Origin of the sequence: Atlanticothrix silvestris CENA357, assembly GCF_016056295.1 — a bacterium.
Classification (GTDB): Bacteria; Cyanobacteriota; Cyanobacteriia; order Cyanobacteriales; family Nostocaceae; genus Atlanticothrix; species Atlanticothrix silvestris.
Window position 1 is genome coordinate 72269 of sequence record NZ_JAECZB010000075.1, and the last position, 18265, is coordinate 90533.

Consider the following 18265-nt stretch of genomic DNA (forward strand, 5'->3'; position numbering starts at 1 on the left):
CTGAATAATTTACTGTCCAAATCCACATTAAAAATGCTTATTGGCTGCATATAACCTTGGCAATCTTTTCAAAAGCTTGTAGCTTTAGGTTGAAATTAGCAATCAGTATATAGCCAAACCCTACTTTAAGCAGATGGTTTAACATCGTCAGCAGTGTGTTTATGACACAATTACTTATCTGCTGTAAGATTTACAGATCAAGTTGTGCGTAAATTTAAGCAAACTTATCTAGCACTGTTGCCCATTATATTTTTTATAAATGAAGCTTACAACTAGATAGATATTTATTGTTATAAAACTTTACATATTTCCAATAAGCCTGTTTAGCTCCTTGATATTTTTCTTACCCTGAAAGATCAAAATGAGAATCTGTCTTAGATGTTTCTAATTTTGTCAAAATATGGGGCTTAATCTTTTCATACTCGTTTTTGAGTAAGTTTTTGCTCATCTGGGGGTCGGCAACGGAAACTAAGGTTTTGCCTGCTTTTACCCATTGTTGGAGTCGTTGACGTTGAGCAGGGGCAATACTGGCAAGTAGGACATGAGAACAGCGGTTTGGTATCTCCCGTGCAAAAAATAACAGGCGATAAGAACCTGTTTGTCCCAGTAAATAAGTGATCTCCTGACCTAGACTAGTTTTAAGATCGAGATAGTAAGGCAACCATTTAGCACCATATTTACGGTTATAGATCACGGTAATCCATAACAGCATGGGATGGGGTGTAGTGATAAAAAGAAACTGATTATAACGTTTACAGACTAAGCGTTTGATAATTTCTTGTTGTGGCAGCATTATCCATAGCGCTGGTAAAGCCTCCCCATTGGCATGGATAGATTGGGGAAAAACAATATCAGCAATAGGTTTATTCTCAGGCCAGGAAGTAGCGCGAGCAATTTCATCCTGAGACAGAGATACCTGTAAATCATGGCTAACCTTCGGTTTAATCTCAGCCTTAATTGTCAGGGTACGAGTAGATATATTATTCTGTGGAACCGCGTGGATACGGTAACGCTGTTCTAGAGATTCTAAAACCTGAAGAATTTCATTGATGCTTTGGGGGCGATCGCGTGTGCTTTTGGCTAGACAACTCATCACCAAATTTTGCACTTCCTTGGGAATTTGTAACCCAGGTGCAACCTCAGCAAAAGTACGTGGTGGTTGGGTGTGATGTGTTTTATACCATGCTCCAAAGGAATGAGTTGGTGCTACTAATGGCATCTTGCCTGTCAGCATCTCAAACATCATCACGCCTAAACTATAAATATCAGAACGGTTGTCTAATTCCTTGCCCTCCATTTGTTCAGGAGAAGAATAAGCCAAGGTTCCCAAATAGTATTTCGTCTGGTCGCTATTTGCTTGGAGTAACTTTGCAATCCCAAAATCTAGAACCTTAACCAACTCTCCAAAACTGGGGTCTTGAATCACCAGCATATTACTGGGCTTAATATCACGATGAATAATAGGGTAGATTGTGCCATCAACTGGAATGCCATTATGAGCGCACTGCAAACCCAAGCTGATTTGACGCGCCATACTGAGAAATCTTAATACCGATAGATTTTGCTGACGGATAATATTGTTTAGGCTATGTCCTTGCAGGTATTCCATAACATAGAATGGGGTATTATTTTCGTCTACGCCATAGTCCATAACTCGAACAATGTGGATGCTTTTTTGCCCTAATAAGGCACAGGTTTTGGCTTCTCGCTCAAAGCGTTCTTGCAACCGAATCTTTTCATTTTGTATGGACAGGGCGAGAAACTTTACCGCAACGGGTACACCTCCCAACAAAATATCCTTAGCACGATAAACTCTACCCATAGCTCCAGTCCCGATTAACTCTTGAAGCTGGTAACGTTTGCCGAGTAAGCGACCAATGTTGGGGTCTGACATAAAAAATTCGACTCCAATATTCAACAATCGTGTATGACACCTGTACAGTAAGCAGGTTATGAGTGTTTGGGTAAAAGTGCGTTCAAACAAACGGAACGGGTAGATTTATCCTGATGTTTTGCACCATTCCGCACTTTAAATTTGATTTAGTTTTAGTTTGCCCAATTTTCACTAATTAGATAACTCAAGTCATTCCAAAAACTCAGATTAGTATTAACTACACTTACCAAAGAGTTGTCATAGAACTCAGGAGACTTGACCAAATCCCCCTCCCCCAGGAGTTTCAATTACAAAAACATCCCCTGGTTTCATCTCTACTGTTGCTGTACTGCCTAAATTTTCTTCGCTTCCATTCTGACGTTGTATCCAGTTGCGCCCTACTTTCCCTGCTTCTCCACCATTTAACCCAAAGGGAGGCACAAATCTATGTCCAGAAAGAATATTGGCTGTCATAGGTTCTAGAAAACGGATGCGTCGGATAACCCCATCGCCACCTGAATGTTTTCCTTTACCGCCGCTATTAAGACGAAGACCGAAACTTTCTACCTGCACAGGATAGCGAGTTTCTAAGACTTCTGGATCAGTTAAGCGAGAGTTAGTCATGTGAGAATGAACGCCATCAGTACCATCAAAGTTAGCTCCAGCCCCAGAACCACCACAGATGGTTTCGTAATATTGATATCGCTCATTACCAAAGGTAAAATTATTCATGGTTCCCTGAGAAGCCGCCATTACACCCAAAGCACCATATAAAGCATCGACGATAGTTTGGGATGTTTCGACATTACCTGCTACTACTGCTGCTGGATAGATTGGGTTCAGCATACAGCCTTCGGGAATAATCATTTTTAGAGGGTTAAGACATCCAGCATTGAGGGGAATGCGATCGCTAACCAGAGTCCGAAAGACATATAAAACTGCTGCTTGAGTCACAGCTTTGGGAGCATTGAAATTACTTTTGAGTTGGGCAGATGTTCCAGTAAAATCAATCGTGGCACTGCGATCGCTGTAATCAATAGTCACTTTAACTTGAATGCGTGCCCCATTATCCATTTCATAAATAAATGAGCCATCTTTAAGAACAGCGATCGCTTTTCTAACTGACTCTTCAGCATTAGCTTGTACAAATTGCATATAAGCTTGGACTGTCTCTAGTCCATATTTCTCAACCATTTTCAGAAGTTCTTGAACTCCTCTTTGATTGGCGGCAATTTGTGCTTTAAAATCAGTTATATTTTGGTCAGGATTACGAGCCGGATAAAAATGATTTAATAGTAATTCTCTTACTGGGCTTTCTCTGAAATTTCCCTGTTCAACCAAGAGAAAATTATCAAAAATAATTCCTTCTTCCTCTACTGTAATACTGTTGGGAGGCATGGAACCAGGAGTAATTCCACCGATATCGGCTTGGTGTCCGCGAGAAGCAACATAAAAAAGGGGAGTAGAGGATGTAGTTGTTTCCTCATTTTCCATAAACACAGGAGTAATCGCAGTCACATCAGGAAGATGAGTTCCCCCGTTATAAGGATTATTGGATAAATATACATTTCCTGGTTTGATTGTGTTGCCCTGATCATTAATTAAACTGCGAACGCTTTCACTCATTGAGCCTAAATGTACAGGGATGTGAGGGGCATTAGCTACTAATAATCCAGAAGAGTCGAAAATAGCACAGGAGAAATCTAACCTCTCTTTGATATTGACCGATGCTGCTGTATTTTGCAGCACAATTCCCATTTGTTCGGCGATAAATTGATAGAGATTTTTGAATATTTCTAAGCGAACGGGATCGGGTTGAAATTTTGTATACATTATTTTTTTATTGTATGATAAACAAAACCACAGAAATACGGAGATACAAGGAAAATTATCATAAATTTGAGGTTAGGATAAACAAATACGATTTAGGTTTACAATTATAGTTGCCAAAAATCCTTGTTTAAAAATATTGCAATCTGTAGGTTATTAAAGTTAGGCTAATGGTTGGTCTTGAAATGCTAAAACTAAATCTGCACTGTACATAAATAGAAACAGTGCAGATTTAGTTGTTTCAGCAACTACTGATATTCGCTTGTAGTAAACTATGAAACGCTATTTAACGCTTAACTTGGTTAGAAATAGCTTCACCAGCTTGTGATGCACTGTCTTGTACACCACGAGCAGTTTCCTGAGTACCTTCTACATATCCTGATCCAAATTCTTTAAAGGCTTCTGCTGATTGTTCTCCAATCCTCTTCAGTCGCTCACCAGGAGAGCCTTCTGTTTCACGAGCTTCTTTATTCCATTGGCCTGTTGTTTTCGGCCTTGGGGAATCATTTTGTTGTATTTGTTCACGAACTCTTTCGCCCAAATCTTTGTTATTTTGGCTACCCAAAGTAACATTTGTTGTTAGCAATAGAGAACCAACTAAGACAACAGCTAAAAAACGGTTTACCTGAAGTCTATTAAGTAGGGAATTGATGTAAGTCATCGTCCTAGAAATTAAATTTTTCATGCTCATATTCCATGAATTTGTCATTGATGATTTTTTCAGATTATGCATTTAGTTGGTTAACCATAATATGTATGTCAGGAGAAATTCAACGGAATTTCTAGCAATTATCGCCTGACATTTTTAATTACTAAGTTAGGAATGCAATTTGAGAAAACCTTTACCTAACTTTAAACCAACTAGCCACTTGAACTACAAATCAACGATAACTATAAAAAAATAATGATTCTTCTAACAAAAGGCATATCTTGGTTACGAAAAAGACAGACTTATTAAAGCCACTAGAAGTAGGTATTAACGAAGAGCTTACTTATTATGGGAGTTAATCTGTGTGAATTTACAGCTGCTTTGGCAAGGGAATGATTAGTATTCCACTTCATTAAACTGTATCTAATGTTGATGATGTTGACCTCTACAATTTGTTTATTTCAAACCTGAAGCCCATACTCAGCAATTTGCACTACAGCTTGTCCTGGGCTTTTGATAGCTCAACAAAAAGTTTTCCTAAATGTCAAAATTGGGGCTAAAGCCTCGTACAATAAATATCACTTATTCTTGACTCAGGAGCTGATTCTATGCCAATGGCGGTTGGCGTAATTGAAACTTTAGGTTTTCCTAGTGTGTTAGCTTCGGCAGATGCAATGGTGAAATCTGCCGCAGTCACGCTGGTATATTATGGTATAGCGGAAAGCGGCCGCTTAATAGTCGCTGTCCGGGGACATGTTGCTGAAGTCAGAACAGCTGTCGAAGCTGGAATTGCTGCTGGGGAAGAGGTAAAGGCTGGTACAGTAATCACTCATTACATAGTGCCTAATCCTCCAGAAAATGTGGAAACCATCTTACCAATCCACTTCACTGAAAAATCTGAACCTTTCAGTATGTTCTAAGCAAATTCGTCATTAAAATTGGTAGCGAAGCTTCGTACAATTAATTTGTAGCGCCACATAGGTTTATTCATACAGGAGATTGTTAATGTCACTACAAGCCGTTGGAGCACTTGAGACTAAGGGATTTCCCGCTGTACTAGCAGCAGCAGATGCAATGGTGAAAGCTGGTCGAGTCACCCTAGTTGGTTATATCAGAGTAGGTAGTGCCCGTTTTACAGTCAATATTCGCGGTGATGTTTCTGAAGTAAAAACCGCTATGGCTGCTGGTGTTGAAGCCGCAGAAAATGTTTATGGCGGTACTTTGGAATCTTGGGTGATTATCCCCCGTCCCCATGAAAACGTTGAAGCTGTTCTGCCAATTGCTTATACTGAACAAGTTCAACAGTATCGAGAATCTGTGGAAAACCCCATCGTTAGATCATCGAATGGGCGATAAAGTTAGATTCATTTAGTTATTCAACAAAAGTCAAAAGTCTACCATTTAACCCTCGATTTTTGACTATCAAATTTTTGTAAGATGCAATGTCGAGATTAAAGAGTCATTTAATGGAACTGAACACAGCAAGCTGATTCAGCAAATTTAGTGAACTATTATGAACAACTCGTTTATCAAGTTTAACTTCAACTAATACCACACTTTGTTAGTTAAACTTTCAATCGAATTTCTTACTTAAAATAGTACCCGTAATACCATTTTTAAAAGATTTACTACAAATATATTGGCTGTATACACGTAAATTCGTAGAATTATTGCCATGTATTTGTAGTATGTATTGGTGAAATGGTATCAGGGTACTTTTAAATTTTCAACAGCTTCTTCAGGAGTATCGTCTATATCTATTCATTGCATTTTACTCCCATAAGTGGGAAGGATGGTGTTGAATTATTCCACCCAATACATTATCTAAACAATATAGAAAGCTTACAAGCATTGACTTTCTATTTTTTATGACTAAAAATGGGTGGAATGGTGTTAAAGAAGGAAATTCCTCAAAATTCCGTTAATTCCACAGTTAAATACCTAGTAAGTGAAACTTATATATACAAAACAACGTCCAGATGGAAGTGAATCATAATTCATGTCTCCAAGCAGGTGCAAAATGACAGCTTTTCCAGATTTTTCTATAAGATTACTTACCCCATCTATCCAAGTGTAGATAGTCGCTATGTGTTGCTAAAACTTAAGTTTACAAATATTCAAAATTTACACACATTTAGGCAAATCCCCTAAGAAGCTTAATTTCTAGCGCTCAAAGATTAAAACTAAAAACAGCAATATGCAAAAATTTGCATAAAGTTAGTCAATAAAGACGTAATAACAATGTGATCGCTGAGATGTATTCATGAGAACAACAGACTTGTGGACAAATGTCAGCTAATAAGTTGTGTACGAGCAATGGGGGTTGTGATGCAAACTTTAAAACAGGGTTTCGAGGAGCGCAATCTCGCTATGGTAACGGAAGCAGAAAAACTAGCACAATATTGGCAAAAGCGATTAGCTGCTGAATGTCCCGAACAAAGTGTCGCAACTAGAGAAGGCATTATTCTCTGGCTACTGGGACGTGATTTAAGACGGTTTGATCTGCTCAACCCTAAAGAACTCGATATTGCCAAGCAAGCAATGGAATATCGCTGGAGAATTTTACATCAACGTTACTTGGGCATTGGGCGAGAACGTGCTTATCGTAACCTAATTAATCGACTGGGGAGTGTAGTCTCACTACGGAATAAAATTCAGACTTGGGTTTCACTGAGCCGCGATCGCCAGCGTAGTGTGATGGATGTACTACAAGAAGTGCTGCAAGAGTTACTACAAAACGACACTTACATGCAGCAGCAAATGGCTTGCATTGCTGAACTAACAACCGATAAGCGACTACGAGATACTCTACTGTTTGCGAGCATAGAAGAGTATGCTTTGCGACCAGTACGTAATCAACCGCTGTTAGCATATCGTTTTGTCAACTACTTACGTCGCACTCAGCGTGGCGGTTTAACTCAAGTACCAGGTAGCGACTTAGTAAGACTAGTTTCTGAAGAAATTCTCACAGATGATAATGAGAATCGGGTGAACTTGGTAGATAATCAGGCGATCGCAGAATATCAAGAAGCACAACAATTAGAAGAACAACAAGTACTGCGACAGACAGTACAAAAGGAATTTGCTGATTATTTACACGAAAATCTGGGCGCAGATGCAGTAGAGTGGCTGCGTCTGTATCTCCAAGGCAAATCCCAAGATGAAATCGCCAAAAAACTAAATAAGCCCATTAAAGAAATCTACCGTTTACGCGAAAAAATTAGTTACCATGCGGTACGCGTCTTTGCTCTTAAAGGTAAACCGGAACTCGTAGATAACTGGTTGTCGATTTCCTTGCAAGAGAATAATTTGGGGCTAACACAAATGCAATGGCAGAAACTTTATGAAAAATTAACACCCGTTGGACGGCAGATCCTAGATTTACGCAAAGCAGGCGAATCCATAGAAGCAGCAGCCCAACAGTTACAACTTAAAACCCATCAAGCTATGGGTGAATGGACTAAAGTTTACCTTGCAGCTCAATCATTGAGAATTCAAGAATGAGTAGATTGACTACTGAGTCTGGGGGTGATGGCGATCGCATACCCAAACATCCCTGGACAACTATCACCAAGCTAAACATTTTTGATTGTGGACTAGGGATAAATCCTCAATCCACAATCCCGCAAAAACCCTTTATTTACTGGTAGTTAATTTAACCCTTAAGAAGACAACAAAGTATCTTTATTTACTGGTAACTAAAACTAGACCAAAATAAAATATAAGGAAACCCCAAAAAATCAAACCTATGTCGTCTTCAGAGGGTAAATCAACTGATATCGGAGCAAGTGGGCAGCAAGTACTATCTAACACTTCAACAAATTGGGAGCAAGAACACGAACACCAAGAAATATTTAAGTTAATTGATAGCCTCTTGTCCTTTGAAGCTTGTTTATACCACCAGATTGTGCCCTTTAGATTAAAAGACAACGAGTTACTGCTAGGTATAGTTCATCCCCAAGATAGTGGAGCGTTAGATTACGTAAGTCGCATATTGACTTATATCAATTGCACAATGGTGACTCAAGAGATTGCCATTGACACCCATCGCATCATACTTTCAGCTTATCTCAACCATAAAAATACATTCTGCCCAGATGTAAAACAAGTCAATCAACTAAAAGCGAACTCAACCCCAGAAAATAGTACAAACAATATTGTCGAGAATCTGATTCACTCTGCAACCGCCTTATCAAAGCAAAATCAGCAACTACAATCGAATGTAGCTCAGATACAAACCCCTCAATATTCTGAGCAAACAGCAAATCTTCCCCCAACCCTCCATCCAGATAACTTTAAGACCCTGTCTCCTCCTCTCAACGAGCAGAAAGAAGAAGATAACTCCAAGGTAGTATCCCCTAACCAATTAACTGTTTTGCAGCTGCAAGTTCCAGAACTATTCAATCCAATTGAAATGCTGCCAACATTACCACCCAAAAAATTACTACAAGAATTGCTGGGACGAGTACTAGGTGGAGGAATTGGCCGCTTATATTTGGAAAGACAACCTTACGAAGGCAGGATACTCTGGAGTGACAATGGTGTCTTGCAATCTGTACTCGAAAACTTGCCTCTCTCGGTTTTTCAAGGCGTGCTGAATGAATTGAAGCGATTTGCGGCTTTGCCTGTCACCAGATTTGCAGAACCGAAACAAGTAGAGAAAGAATGCTTGTATCAACAAAATCGTTTGTTATTACGCCTGCGTGTGATGCCAGGAATGTATGGTGAAGAAGCTACATTACAAGTACTGCGGGGAGCAGCATTAAAGTTTTATCAGCAACAACAGTTGGCCGGTCTAAGCCGAGATGCTTTAGGAATTTCTCAGCAACTCAGTTTCAAGTTACGCGAACTCCATCAACGACTCCTCCTCAATCCCAACCCCAGGTCTGAGCAAATAGAAGCTTTAACTACCCTCAATCAACTAGTAGATCATTTAGAGCAACAGATAAAAATAGTAACAGCAAATAACCAGTCATCAGCAGACATTGAATAACAATGCTGTCAGTAAAACCGCTGATTTCGATCTTATCCATAATTGTTATGTTGTAATGGCATACCAGAACTATTTATTTGAATATTTTTGGTTTGATTTTAAACATTTGAATTACGTATTTTTACTAAAAAACAGTTATATAACTTATAGTAAATAACTGAATTTTCCACTTCCAAATTCATTAATTTTGCAGATATCTCATGCAGACTGAGGTTTTTAGTGAACTTTTCCCCTTACTGAGTACAGCCAACCCACAAACCTTGGAATGGCTGCTTAACGTTGCAATTGAACATGAATATCCAGTTGGGCGAGCTGTGCTAATGGAAGATGCCTGGGGTAACGCTGTTTACTTTGTGGTTTCTGGCTGGGTTAAAGTCCGACGCACCTCTGGAGATGATTCTGTAGCTATTGCAATTTTGGGTCGGGGTGATTTTTTTGGAGAAATGGCAATTTTGGATGAATCCCCGCGTTCAACCGATGTTATTGCCCTTTCGCCAGTCAAGTTACTTAGCATTTCTAGAGAACGTTTTATTCAAATCCTGTTCAAAGACCCGCAGCTACATCACCGGATGCTGCAGCTGATGGTGCGACGATTACGGCAGATTAACCAGCGCTTGCAAATCAGAACTTCTCCCCCAGCTGTCAAACTTGCTCATACTCTAGTAAGTTTGGGTGAAAGCTATGGGTTAGAATCAGATAAAGGCAGAGAAATTTTTAATATTCCTTTCAAAGATTTGGCAGAGGTGACAGAAATTGGCGTGGAAGAAACCACCAAAATCATGGAAAAACTACATGAAAAAGGTTGGATTGCAATTGACAGCGCCAACGACATCATTTACCTAATCAATTTCAAACAGTTGTTTAATTTGGCTGGTAAAGTCTAAATCAGTGTGGGGTGTTTAGTGCTGAAATGTGGAGTTTTGAGTGCTGAGTCCAAAGTTTTTTGCTACTGACTATTGACTATTGACTATTAACAACTATTGACTATTAACTATCGACTCAGAATTTATCACTCCTAACTACCGATGACCGAAGCAACAGCACCTCGTCTAGAAATTGGCGTTCAGGAAACCGTGCCGACGATTCATTACCAAGTGGCGATGCCCCAACCAGAAACACATCTGTTTGAAGTGACATTGCAGCTTGTGAATCATCCATCGCCGATTCTTGACTTAAAAATGCCGGTGTGGACACCAGGTTCCTACTTAGTCCGGGAATACGCCAAAAACTTGCAAGATTTTGCTGCTTTTGTAGGCGATAAGCCTTTAAGTTGGCGGAAAATTAGTAAAAATCACTGGCAAGTTAATAAAAATGGCGTTTCAGACTTAACTGTACGTTACCGAATGTTTGCTAATGAGCTATCGGTACGGACAAATCACTTGGACACCACCCACGGCTATTTTAACGGTGCTGCGCTGTTTTTTAGACTACCGGGTTGGGAAGAGCTACCAATTCGTGTGACTATCGTACCACCCCGTCCAGAATGGCGGGTAACTACTGCCTTGCCAACAGCTGGTGAAAAAACTAATAGTTTCTTAGCTGCTGATTTTGACACTCTTGCAGATAGCCCCTTTGAGATTGGCTCTCACCAGTTGTATCACTTTGAGGTATTGGGCAAACCTCATGAACTGGCAATTTGGGGACAGGGAAATTTTCAAGCGCAGCGGATGATCGCTGATATCCAGAAAATTGTCCAAGTGGAAGCACAAATGTTTGGTGGCTTGCCCTATGAAAGATATGTGTTTCTGCTGCATTTATTTGCCCAAGCTTATGGGGGTTTGGAGCATAAAAACAGCTGTTCTTTAATTTACCAACGCTTTGGGTTTCGCTCTCAGGATAAATACGATCGCTTTCTGCAATTGGTAGCACATGAATTCTTCCATTTGTGGAATGTTAAACGTATTCGCCCCAAAGCCCTAGAAGTTTTTGATTACGATCGCGAAAACTACACACCATCTTTGTGGTTCTGTGAGGGAACTACCAGTTACTACGATTTGCTGATTCCTTTACGGGCTGGAATGTATGATGCCAAGGCGTATTTAAATAATTGGGGTAAGGAGATTACTCGGTTTCTCACCACACCTGGGCGTAAGGTACAACCGCTTTCTGAATCAAGTTTTGATGCTTGGATTAAACTCTATCGCCCAGATGCCAATAGCGGCAATTCCCAAATTTCCTACTACTTGAAAGGAGAAATGGTTTCTTTGTTGCTAGATTTATTGATTAGAGCGCGGCATGGCAATCAGCATTCCCTGGATGATGTGATGCGACAGATGTGGCAGCAATTTGGGCAAGCAGAGATTGGCTACACTCCTGAACAATTACAGAAAGTAATTGAATCTGTAGCGGGAGTGAATTTGGCTGATTTCTTTCAACGCTATATTGATGGTACTGAAGAATTACCCTTTAATCAGTACTTGGAACCTTTTGGTTTGCAGCTAGTAGCAGAGCAAGAAGAAGAACCTTATCTGGGTGTAAAAGCGAAAACCGAGCATGGACGAGAAATCATTAAGTTTGTTGAAGTGGGTTCGCCTGCACAACTAGCAGGAATTGATGCAGGTGATGAATTGTTGGCTATTGCAGGAATTAAAGTTACAGCAAATCAATTGAGTGATCGCCTCAAAGATTATCAACCCAACGACATTATCCAAGTCACAGTTTTTCACCAAGATGAACTGCGTACTTATGCCGTCACCCTGGCTGCATCACGTTCTAATAAGTATCAAGTAATTCCCATCCAGAATCCTGATCCTATACAGAAAGAGAATTTCGCTGGATGGTTAGGCGTGCCGATCATTACTGTCCGTTAATAGTCATCGAAATATGAAGAGGATAAGGGAGAGTTATTTTCCCGCAGTTCCCCTTGCTTTCCCTATTTCCTCATCTCTTTCATTTATCGATGCACAGAAGACAGAAAAGTATGAAGTCATTGAAATTGATAGTTCTAAATTTCTTATCAAGGATGTAGATATATCAAGTATTGGCATAAGGATAAATTAATACTTCAAAAGGATCTCACGCCAACACAAGTGCGATCGCTATGCGCGCCTCGCACGGACTTGATACTATTTCACTTTGAATAATGATACAAATATGCTGGTAAGGGCATGGCAATGCCATGCCCCTACGATAAATCTATATGTATCAGGGTTTTCGTGAATTGGTATGAGGCGATCGCAATTGACAAATTTCTGAGAAAAGGCAAAAGCCGCTCTAGATATATCCTGGAACGGCTCGACGAGAGTTGTGTATGCATCGGGGCTTCATAAGCGTAATGCCCCATTTTCTGTATAAGTGATTCGGTATATAGCTCTATACAGCCTGCTTTTGACTCTTTCCGGAAGAAAGACTCAAAAGTTACATTTATATAGTTCCCAAAATTATTCCAATATTAGGGGTGCATCTAAAATAATTTAGCAAGTCAATGAAGAAACGAAGAGTATGGCTATTTACGATGCTGTTTGGGGCAATGGTAGCAATCAGCGTGATAACAGGTCATAGTAATCCCCTACAAGCAGCCTCTTCTGTAGGCAAAGACACATTGACAATGATTACTTCACCCGATTATCCTCCCTACGAATTTTATGATACTAAGGGGGGCGATCGCCAAATTGTTGGTTTTGACATTGATATTGCCAATACCCTTGCTCAAAAACTGGGGTTCAAACTGAAAGTGATGGAATCTGATTTCAATGGATTAATTCCAGCACTCCAAGCAAATCGGGCTGATTTTGTGATGGCTGGGATGACTCCCACCCCAGAACGAAAGAAAAATGTTGATTTTTCAATTATCTATTACGAGGCCAAAGATACGATTGTTGCTCCTAAAGGTAGCAACTTGAAACAGCCACAAGACCTTTTAGGAAAAAAGGTTGGGGTGCAGTTGGGAACTATCCAAGAGCAAAATGCCAAGAAAATTGCCCAGAAAGTTACAGGTATTCAGCTCAAGCAACTTAACAAAGTGCCTGAAGTAATTCAAGAAATCAAATCTGGGCGTATTGATGCAGGAATTGTTGAAGATACTGTTGCTAAGGGATTCGCCCAAGCCAACCCAGATTTAGAGTTTAATGTGATTCCCTCAGAGTCAGCAAGTGGATCAGCGATCGCTTTTCCCCAAGGTTCTCCTTTGGTTGCACCATTTAACAAAGTTCTGCAACAAATGCAGGAAAGCGGTGAACTAAAAAAACTAGCAACCAAGTGGTTTTCGCAAAACAGCACCATCGATACTGCATCTTTACCGACTACCAAAAGCGGACTAAATTTAGACTTCACCAGAATCCTTCCTGACATTCCCTTTATTCTTCAGGGAGTTCCCATAACTTTATTGTTCACTCTTTTATCTGTAACTTTGGGGTTAATCTGGGGTACAGTACTTTCCTTGTTAAAAATTACTGGAATTAAGCTCTTTACCTGGGTTGCTAACGCTTATACCTCAATTTTTCGAGGCACACCCCTGCTGTTACAGTTGGCTTTGGTTTATTACGCTACGCCTCAACTGACAGGCTATGATATTTCAGCTTTAGAGGCGGGGGTGTTAACTTTTACCCTCAATTCTGGGGCTTACATGTCAGAAACCATCCGGGGTGGGATTCAAGCAGTGGATAAAGGACAAAGTGAAGCGGCGATGTCTATGGGGGTTTCCTACTGGTTGATGATGTGGGATGTCATTTTGCCCCAAGCATTAAAGAATATTCTCCCCGCCTTGGTTAATGAAACTATCGGACTGCTCAAAGATTCTGCCTTAGTGTCAACTATTGGTGTAGTCGAAATATTACGCAGTGCCCAAATTGTAGGCGCAAATAAATATATTTACTTTGAACCGCTGTTGTTTGCAGGGTTAATTTATTACGTTTTGGTGATGGGTCTAACCTTTGGTGCATCCGCTTTAGAAAGGAGGTTAAGGCAAAGTGAGTAATACAGTCATTCGCACGGAATTTTTATGTAAGTCGTTTGGTGAACTGGAAGTACTCAAAGATATTTCTACGGTGATTTATCAGGGAGAAGTTGTAGCGATTTTGGGGCCTTCTGGTTCGGGTAAGTCTACCTTTCTACGTTGTATGAATTTGCTAGAACGCCCTACCAAAGGACGGATCTACTTTCATGAACAAGAAATTACTCATCCCAAGGTCAACATCGCTAAAATTCGCCAACGTTTGGTGATGGTATTTCAACACTTTAATTTGTTTCCTCACATGACGGTGCTGCAAAATGTCACCTACGCACCCATGAAAGTGAAAGGAGTAGATAAGCAGCAAGCGCAAGCAAAGGGGTTGGCGTTGCTGACTAAAGTTGGTTTAGAGGCAAAAGCAGATGTCTACCCATCTAAATTATCGGGGGGACAAAAACAGCGGGTGGCGATCGCTCGTGCGTTGGCGATGGAACCGGAGATGATTTTATTTGATGAACCTACTTCTGCTTTAGACCCAGAGATGGTAAAAGATGTGCTGGAAGTGATGAAAGCCTTAGCAGATACGGGAATCACAATGGCAATCGTCACTCATGAGATGGGATTTGCAAGAGAAGTTGCCAGTCGGATTATGTTCCTCGACCAAGGAAGTTTAGCTGAAGATACCACTCCTAGCGAGTTTTTTCAGAATCCGCAGTGCGATCGCGCTAAGCAGTTTTTGGAAAAAATGCTTTAACTTCCAAGCTTGAGAAAAGAGCGATCGCATACTTTTCACATCATTGTGACAAATCTGTCATATCTCTTTGATACGCTGAGTTTAAGTAAACATTCAGTTTGCTCCTTACACCATACCCAAAGCCCTCTTGCTGTTTAATGTCAAGAGGGATTTTTTTAATTGCAATTTGGTGCAGAGAAATTCTCAAAAACTTCAATTAAAATGCTATAGCTAATCTGATAATTGTTTAATCTGAGGAATATTATTGGCTAGTGTTCATCTATACATTTATTAGGAAAATATCCAGCTATTTCTCTATCTAATGGCGGAATTAAGATAGTTGATATAAATATTAAATAAATAACTATTCCGATCACCTGACGAACTTTAAATTTGTATATCCCCGCTGCTAAATAACAACGGGGAATTTTTTTATCAAGAGGTCAGACGCGATAAATCGCCGTCTCTACAGAAAATTTATTCGTCAATTATTTATTGACAGACTACTAGCCCCTAGTTCCTAATCCTTAGTTCTAAGATATCCCAAAGATTGCCTAACTTTGTTCTTGGGGAACTTGTCCTATTTGTGCCATTAACTTTTCTTTATCCAGCCTCCGTTTTTTAGCATATAGCTGAATAGTGACTGCCATCAAAATGATCATGCCGAAAATTGCCCAGGCAGCGATATCTGTAGGCAAATTGTTCTTAAATACAGCCAGCAATACAATCACCACCAACATAACTGTAGGTGCTTCATTTAAAGCCCGCAACTGCTGACCACTCCACCGACATTCATCAGCAGCTAACTTCTTCATGAGACGACCACAATAATGATGATAACCCAGCAGAATAGCCACAAATAGCAGTTTGAAATGTAGCCAACCTTCTTTTAAAACTTCTGGTTCAGTACTTACTAAACCAATCGCCATTGCTACAGTTACCAACATTCCTGGAGTAGTAATGATGTGGTAAAGGCGTTTTTCCATAATTTGATACTGATTTTTCAGTATCGTGCGTGCTGGTTCGGGTTCTTGGTTAGCTTCAACATGATAGATAAAAAGACGCACTAGGTAGAACAACCCAGCAAACCAAACTACAATACCGATAATATGAAACGCTTTAAACCAGGAATAAGCCATGAATTGTAACCTGCCTTGATCAACTTGTTTTAAAGTAGCAATAGCCTAAATGGCTGCAAGTACTCTCATTACTAGGTTACGACAAAACCTTATGCGGTAATTGATGAAGAAGTGTGAATTATCACGACAATATCTTTCTTTGACTTTAACCAATTTAGTAGTAGAGGCAAGTGTCAAAAAGAGAGTAGCCACTAAACTTTACAGTTTTGGGTTGTATATGGGTTTAAATCAACAGCCAACAATAAAAATGAGGCTAATTTGATGATTGACAACTATATCCTGGAAATAATGGCTCAAAATCAGATTCCGGGACTCTCTGTTGCTGTGTTACAGGAGGGTGAACCTGTTTGGGTTAAAGGCTATGGTTTAGCAAATGTGGAACACTCCGTTGCTGCAACCGAACACACAGTTTACGAAATTGCTTCTATCGGTAAAACATTCACCGCTACACTCATAATGATGTTGTTGGAAGCAGGAGTCATTTCGCTAGACGAAGCGATCGCAAATTATCTTGATGATTTACCTTTAGCTTGGCAAAGTGTCACCGTTAAGCATATTCTGTCTCATCAATCTGGAATTCCCAGTTATACTGATGATCCCAACTACTGGGAAATTACCCGTCTTGATTTATCCAAATCGGAAATTTTAGCTTTAGTTAGTGATTTACCCCTGAAGTTTAAACCGGGTGAATTGAGCGCCTATGACAACACAGGTTACTATCTACTAGGCTTGATGCTGGAAAAAATAACTGGACAATCTTATGAAGATTTGTTGCGTGATCGCATTTTTTTACCGTTAGGAATGAATGCAACGGGGATGAATAATCCCCAAAACATTGTGCCTCATCGGGCTGCTGGCTACCGTTTGTTCAATCAAAAACTGATTAACAAACCTTATTACAGTCCTTCTGTCACATATTCATCTGGGGGGCAACTTTCTAGTGTGGCGGATATGGTGAAGTGGGAACAAGCACTTAACAATGCAACTCTGCTCAAGCAGTCAACCCTTGATTTAATGTGGACTCCCCATTTACCAAGTCAGGGTAATAATTGGGAAAAGCTCAAATATGTAGCAGGTTTAGGTTGGTGGATATTCAATTATGATGGTCGCCGTGTGGTTGGTCACAATGGTTCCATTTTAGGATTTGCCAGTAATATTACCCGCTTTATAGATGACAATATTACTGTAATTTTATTGTGCAACTTAGACAAAATTTCTCGACCCGATGCGATCGCTAAAGCAATTGCTGGATATTACTGCCCAAATATTGCAAAATTAGCACTTCAACCTTCATTATGATTTTGTGTTAACTAGATTCAGTGCGACGTACAAAGGGCAACATATCTTCTAAAATCGTTTTGTGATAGTGTTCTTGAGGATAATGCCCAACGTTATTAAGTTTTATTGTTTCTGTATTTGGTACAGAATTTGCAAAATTTTGTGCCATGTCTACAGATAACCAAGGGTCAATCACACCCCATTGCAAAAGAATTGGTTGTTGCCATTGTTTAAAACCAGATTCGATTTCTGTCATTGCTGTCTCAAGTTGCAAGTTACGAATAGTTGCTAAGAGACTACGTCCAGGAGCAGAACTTTTCAAATAAGGTTTACGATAAACATCCAAATCTTGATCTTCGATGCGGTAACGGCTGCCTCCTTCTAAAGTCCGATCAACTAATAGAGGGTCTTGGGTCATCATTTCACCTGCTAAGGGTAAACCCATTTGTTTAATTTTCCAGGGTAATTTGGCAGCAGTTGAAATTGGTGTATTGAGAATAGCTAAGTTAGCAATTTGTTCAGGATGGCGCAAGGCATATTGTAACCCCACAGAGCCTAAAAAGCCTTGTACAACTAAAGAAAAACGCTCAATTTCCAACGTTTTGATAAATCTTTCTAAAGCTGTAATAAATGCATCGGGTGTGTAAGCAAAGTCTCGTTTTTCGGGATGTGCAGAAAAGCCATAACCGATCCAATCAGGTGCGATCGCTCTTGTTCCCTGTGCTGCTAAAGCTGGTAATATATGCCGCCAACTATAACTTTGTGATACTATACCATGCAGTAACAACACTGGCAGTAGGTCAGTTCTACCAATTGGTAAAGATTCACGATAAAACCATTCTAGAGAATCTACTGTTATTTTATGTTCTGTTGATGACACGC

General features: G+C 39.9%; 15 protein-coding genes. 10 read left to right on the forward strand and 5 right to left on the reverse strand.

What is annotated here, in order from left to right:
- Positions 1-343 precede the first annotated feature (343 nt).
- The 3 genes from I8751_RS19490 to I8751_RS19500 all read right to left on the reverse strand — a co-directional run bounded on the left by I8751_RS19490 (position 344) and on the right by I8751_RS19500 (position 4388).
- Positions 344-1894 (reverse strand): serine/threonine-protein kinase, encoded by a 1551-nt coding sequence (locus tag I8751_RS19490; protein WP_214440768.1) that lies wholly within the window; start codon positions 1892-1894, stop codon positions 344-346.
- Positions 1895-2140: 246 nt separating this feature from the next.
- Positions 2141-3706, reverse strand: coding sequence for a hydantoinase B/oxoprolinase family protein (locus I8751_RS19495; RefSeq protein ID WP_214440769.1), 1566 nt, complete (start codon positions 3704-3706; stop codon positions 2141-2143).
- A 283-nt stretch (positions 3707-3989) separates the two neighbouring features.
- Positions 3990-4388 (reverse strand): hypothetical protein, encoded by a 399-nt coding sequence (locus tag I8751_RS19500; RefSeq protein WP_214440770.1) that lies wholly within the window; start codon positions 4386-4388, stop codon positions 3990-3992.
- Between the two features lie 572 nt (positions 4389-4960).
- Between I8751_RS19500 and I8751_RS19505 the strand changes: the two genes are divergently transcribed.
- From I8751_RS19505 to I8751_RS19545, 9 genes are all read left to right on the forward strand, one after another.
- Positions 4961-5272 carry a carbon dioxide-concentrating mechanism protein CcmK gene (locus tag I8751_RS19505; RefSeq protein WP_214440771.1) on the forward strand — a complete coding sequence of 104 codons (312 nt, stop codon included), beginning with the start codon at positions 4961-4963 and terminating at the stop codon, positions 5270-5272.
- An 85-nt stretch (positions 5273-5357) separates the two neighbouring features.
- Positions 5358-5708: a carbon dioxide-concentrating mechanism protein CcmK gene (locus I8751_RS19510; protein WP_214440772.1), complete on the forward strand. Its 351-nt coding sequence runs from the start codon at positions 5358-5360 to the stop codon at positions 5706-5708.
- A gap of 960 nt (positions 5709-6668) precedes the next feature.
- Positions 6669-7856, forward strand: coding sequence for a HetZ-related protein 2 (locus I8751_RS19515; protein WP_214440812.1), 1188 nt, complete (start codon positions 6669-6671; stop codon positions 7854-7856).
- Positions 7853-8002, forward strand: coding sequence for a hypothetical protein (locus I8751_RS19520; protein WP_214440773.1), 150 nt, complete (start codon positions 7853-7855; stop codon positions 8000-8002). The genes I8751_RS19515 and I8751_RS19520 overlap by 4 nt, the downstream gene beginning before the upstream one ends.
- 98 nt (positions 8003-8100) lie before the next feature.
- The gene (locus tag I8751_RS19525; RefSeq protein WP_214440774.1) at positions 8101-9345 is read left to right on the forward strand and encodes a pilus assembly protein PilB; all 1245 of its coding nucleotides are present in this window, start codon (positions 8101-8103) and stop codon (positions 9343-9345) included.
- Between the two features lie 200 nt (positions 9346-9545).
- Positions 9546-10229, forward strand: coding sequence for a Crp/Fnr family transcriptional regulator (locus I8751_RS19530; RefSeq protein ID WP_214440775.1), 684 nt, complete (start codon positions 9546-9548; stop codon positions 10227-10229).
- A 141-nt stretch (positions 10230-10370) separates the two neighbouring features.
- The gene (locus I8751_RS19535) at positions 10371-12155 is read left to right on the forward strand and encodes a M61 family metallopeptidase (protein ID WP_214440776.1); all 1785 of its coding nucleotides are present in this window, start codon (positions 10371-10373) and stop codon (positions 12153-12155) included.
- Between the two features lie 614 nt (positions 12156-12769).
- Entirely contained in the window at positions 12770-14260 is a 1491-nt protein-coding gene (locus I8751_RS19540) for an ABC transporter permease subunit (RefSeq protein ID WP_214440777.1), read from the forward strand.
- Positions 14253-14987 (forward strand): amino acid ABC transporter ATP-binding protein, encoded by a 735-nt coding sequence (locus I8751_RS19545; protein WP_214440778.1) that lies wholly within the window; start codon positions 14253-14255, stop codon positions 14985-14987. The genes I8751_RS19540 and I8751_RS19545 overlap by 8 nt, the downstream gene beginning before the upstream one ends.
- Before the next feature lie 533 nt (positions 14988-15520).
- Here the strand turns inward: I8751_RS19545 and hemJ are convergent.
- Positions 15521-16105 carry a protoporphyrinogen oxidase HemJ gene (gene hemJ / locus I8751_RS19550; RefSeq protein ID WP_214440779.1) on the reverse strand — a complete coding sequence of 195 codons (585 nt, stop codon included), beginning with the start codon at positions 16103-16105 and terminating at the stop codon, positions 15521-15523.
- 261 nt (positions 16106-16366) lie between these two features.
- Between hemJ and I8751_RS19555 the strand changes: the two genes are divergently transcribed.
- The gene (locus I8751_RS19555) at positions 16367-17404 is read left to right on the forward strand and encodes a serine hydrolase domain-containing protein (protein WP_214440780.1); all 1038 of its coding nucleotides are present in this window, start codon (positions 16367-16369) and stop codon (positions 17402-17404) included.
- A 7-nt stretch (positions 17405-17411) separates the two neighbouring features.
- On the opposite strand, the gene I8751_RS19560 is transcribed toward I8751_RS19555, so the two are convergent.
- On the reverse strand, positions 17412-18263 hold the full coding sequence (locus I8751_RS19560; protein ID WP_214440781.1) for an alpha/beta fold hydrolase: 852 nt from the start codon (positions 18261-18263) through the stop codon (positions 17412-17414).
- Positions 18264-18265 lie beyond the last annotated feature (2 nt).

Excerpts from the sequence above, each read along its gene's own strand:
- I8751_RS19525 (WP_214440774.1), top strand. The coding sequence starts at position 8,101 with ATGTCGTCTTCAGAGGGTAAATCAACTGATATCGGAGCAAGTGGGCAG.
- I8751_RS19510 (WP_214440772.1), top strand. The coding sequence starts at position 5,358 with ATGTCACTACAAGCCGTTGGAGCACTTGAGACTAAGGGATTTCCCGCT.
- I8751_RS19540 (WP_214440777.1), top strand. The coding sequence starts at position 12,770 with ATGAAGAAACGAAGAGTATGGCTATTTACGATGCTGTTTGGGGCAATG.
- hemJ (WP_214440779.1), bottom strand. The coding sequence starts at position 16,105 with ATGGCTTATTCCTGGTTTAAAGCGTTTCATATTATCGGTATTGTAGTT.
- I8751_RS19515 (WP_214440812.1), top strand. The coding sequence starts at position 6,669 with ATGGGGGTTGTGATGCAAACTTTAAAACAGGGTTTCGAGGAGCGCAAT.
- I8751_RS19490 (WP_214440768.1), bottom strand. The coding sequence starts at position 1,894 with ATGTCAGACCCCAACATTGGTCGCTTACTCGGCAAACGTTACCAGCTT.
- I8751_RS19555 (WP_214440780.1), top strand. The coding sequence starts at position 16,367 with ATGATTGACAACTATATCCTGGAAATAATGGCTCAAAATCAGATTCCG.
- I8751_RS19505 (WP_214440771.1), top strand. The coding sequence starts at position 4,961 with ATGCCAATGGCGGTTGGCGTAATTGAAACTTTAGGTTTTCCTAGTGTG.
- I8751_RS19535 (WP_214440776.1), top strand. The coding sequence starts at position 10,371 with ATGACCGAAGCAACAGCACCTCGTCTAGAAATTGGCGTTCAGGAAACC.
- I8751_RS19520 (WP_214440773.1), top strand. The coding sequence starts at position 7,853 with ATGAGTAGATTGACTACTGAGTCTGGGGGTGATGGCGATCGCATACCC.
- I8751_RS19495 (WP_214440769.1), bottom strand. The coding sequence starts at position 3,706 with ATGTATACAAAATTTCAACCCGATCCCGTTCGCTTAGAAATATTCAAA.
- I8751_RS19530 (WP_214440775.1), top strand. The coding sequence starts at position 9,546 with ATGCAGACTGAGGTTTTTAGTGAACTTTTCCCCTTACTGAGTACAGCC.
- I8751_RS19500 (WP_214440770.1), bottom strand. The coding sequence starts at position 4,388 with ATGAAAAATTTAATTTCTAGGACGATGACTTACATCAATTCCCTACTT.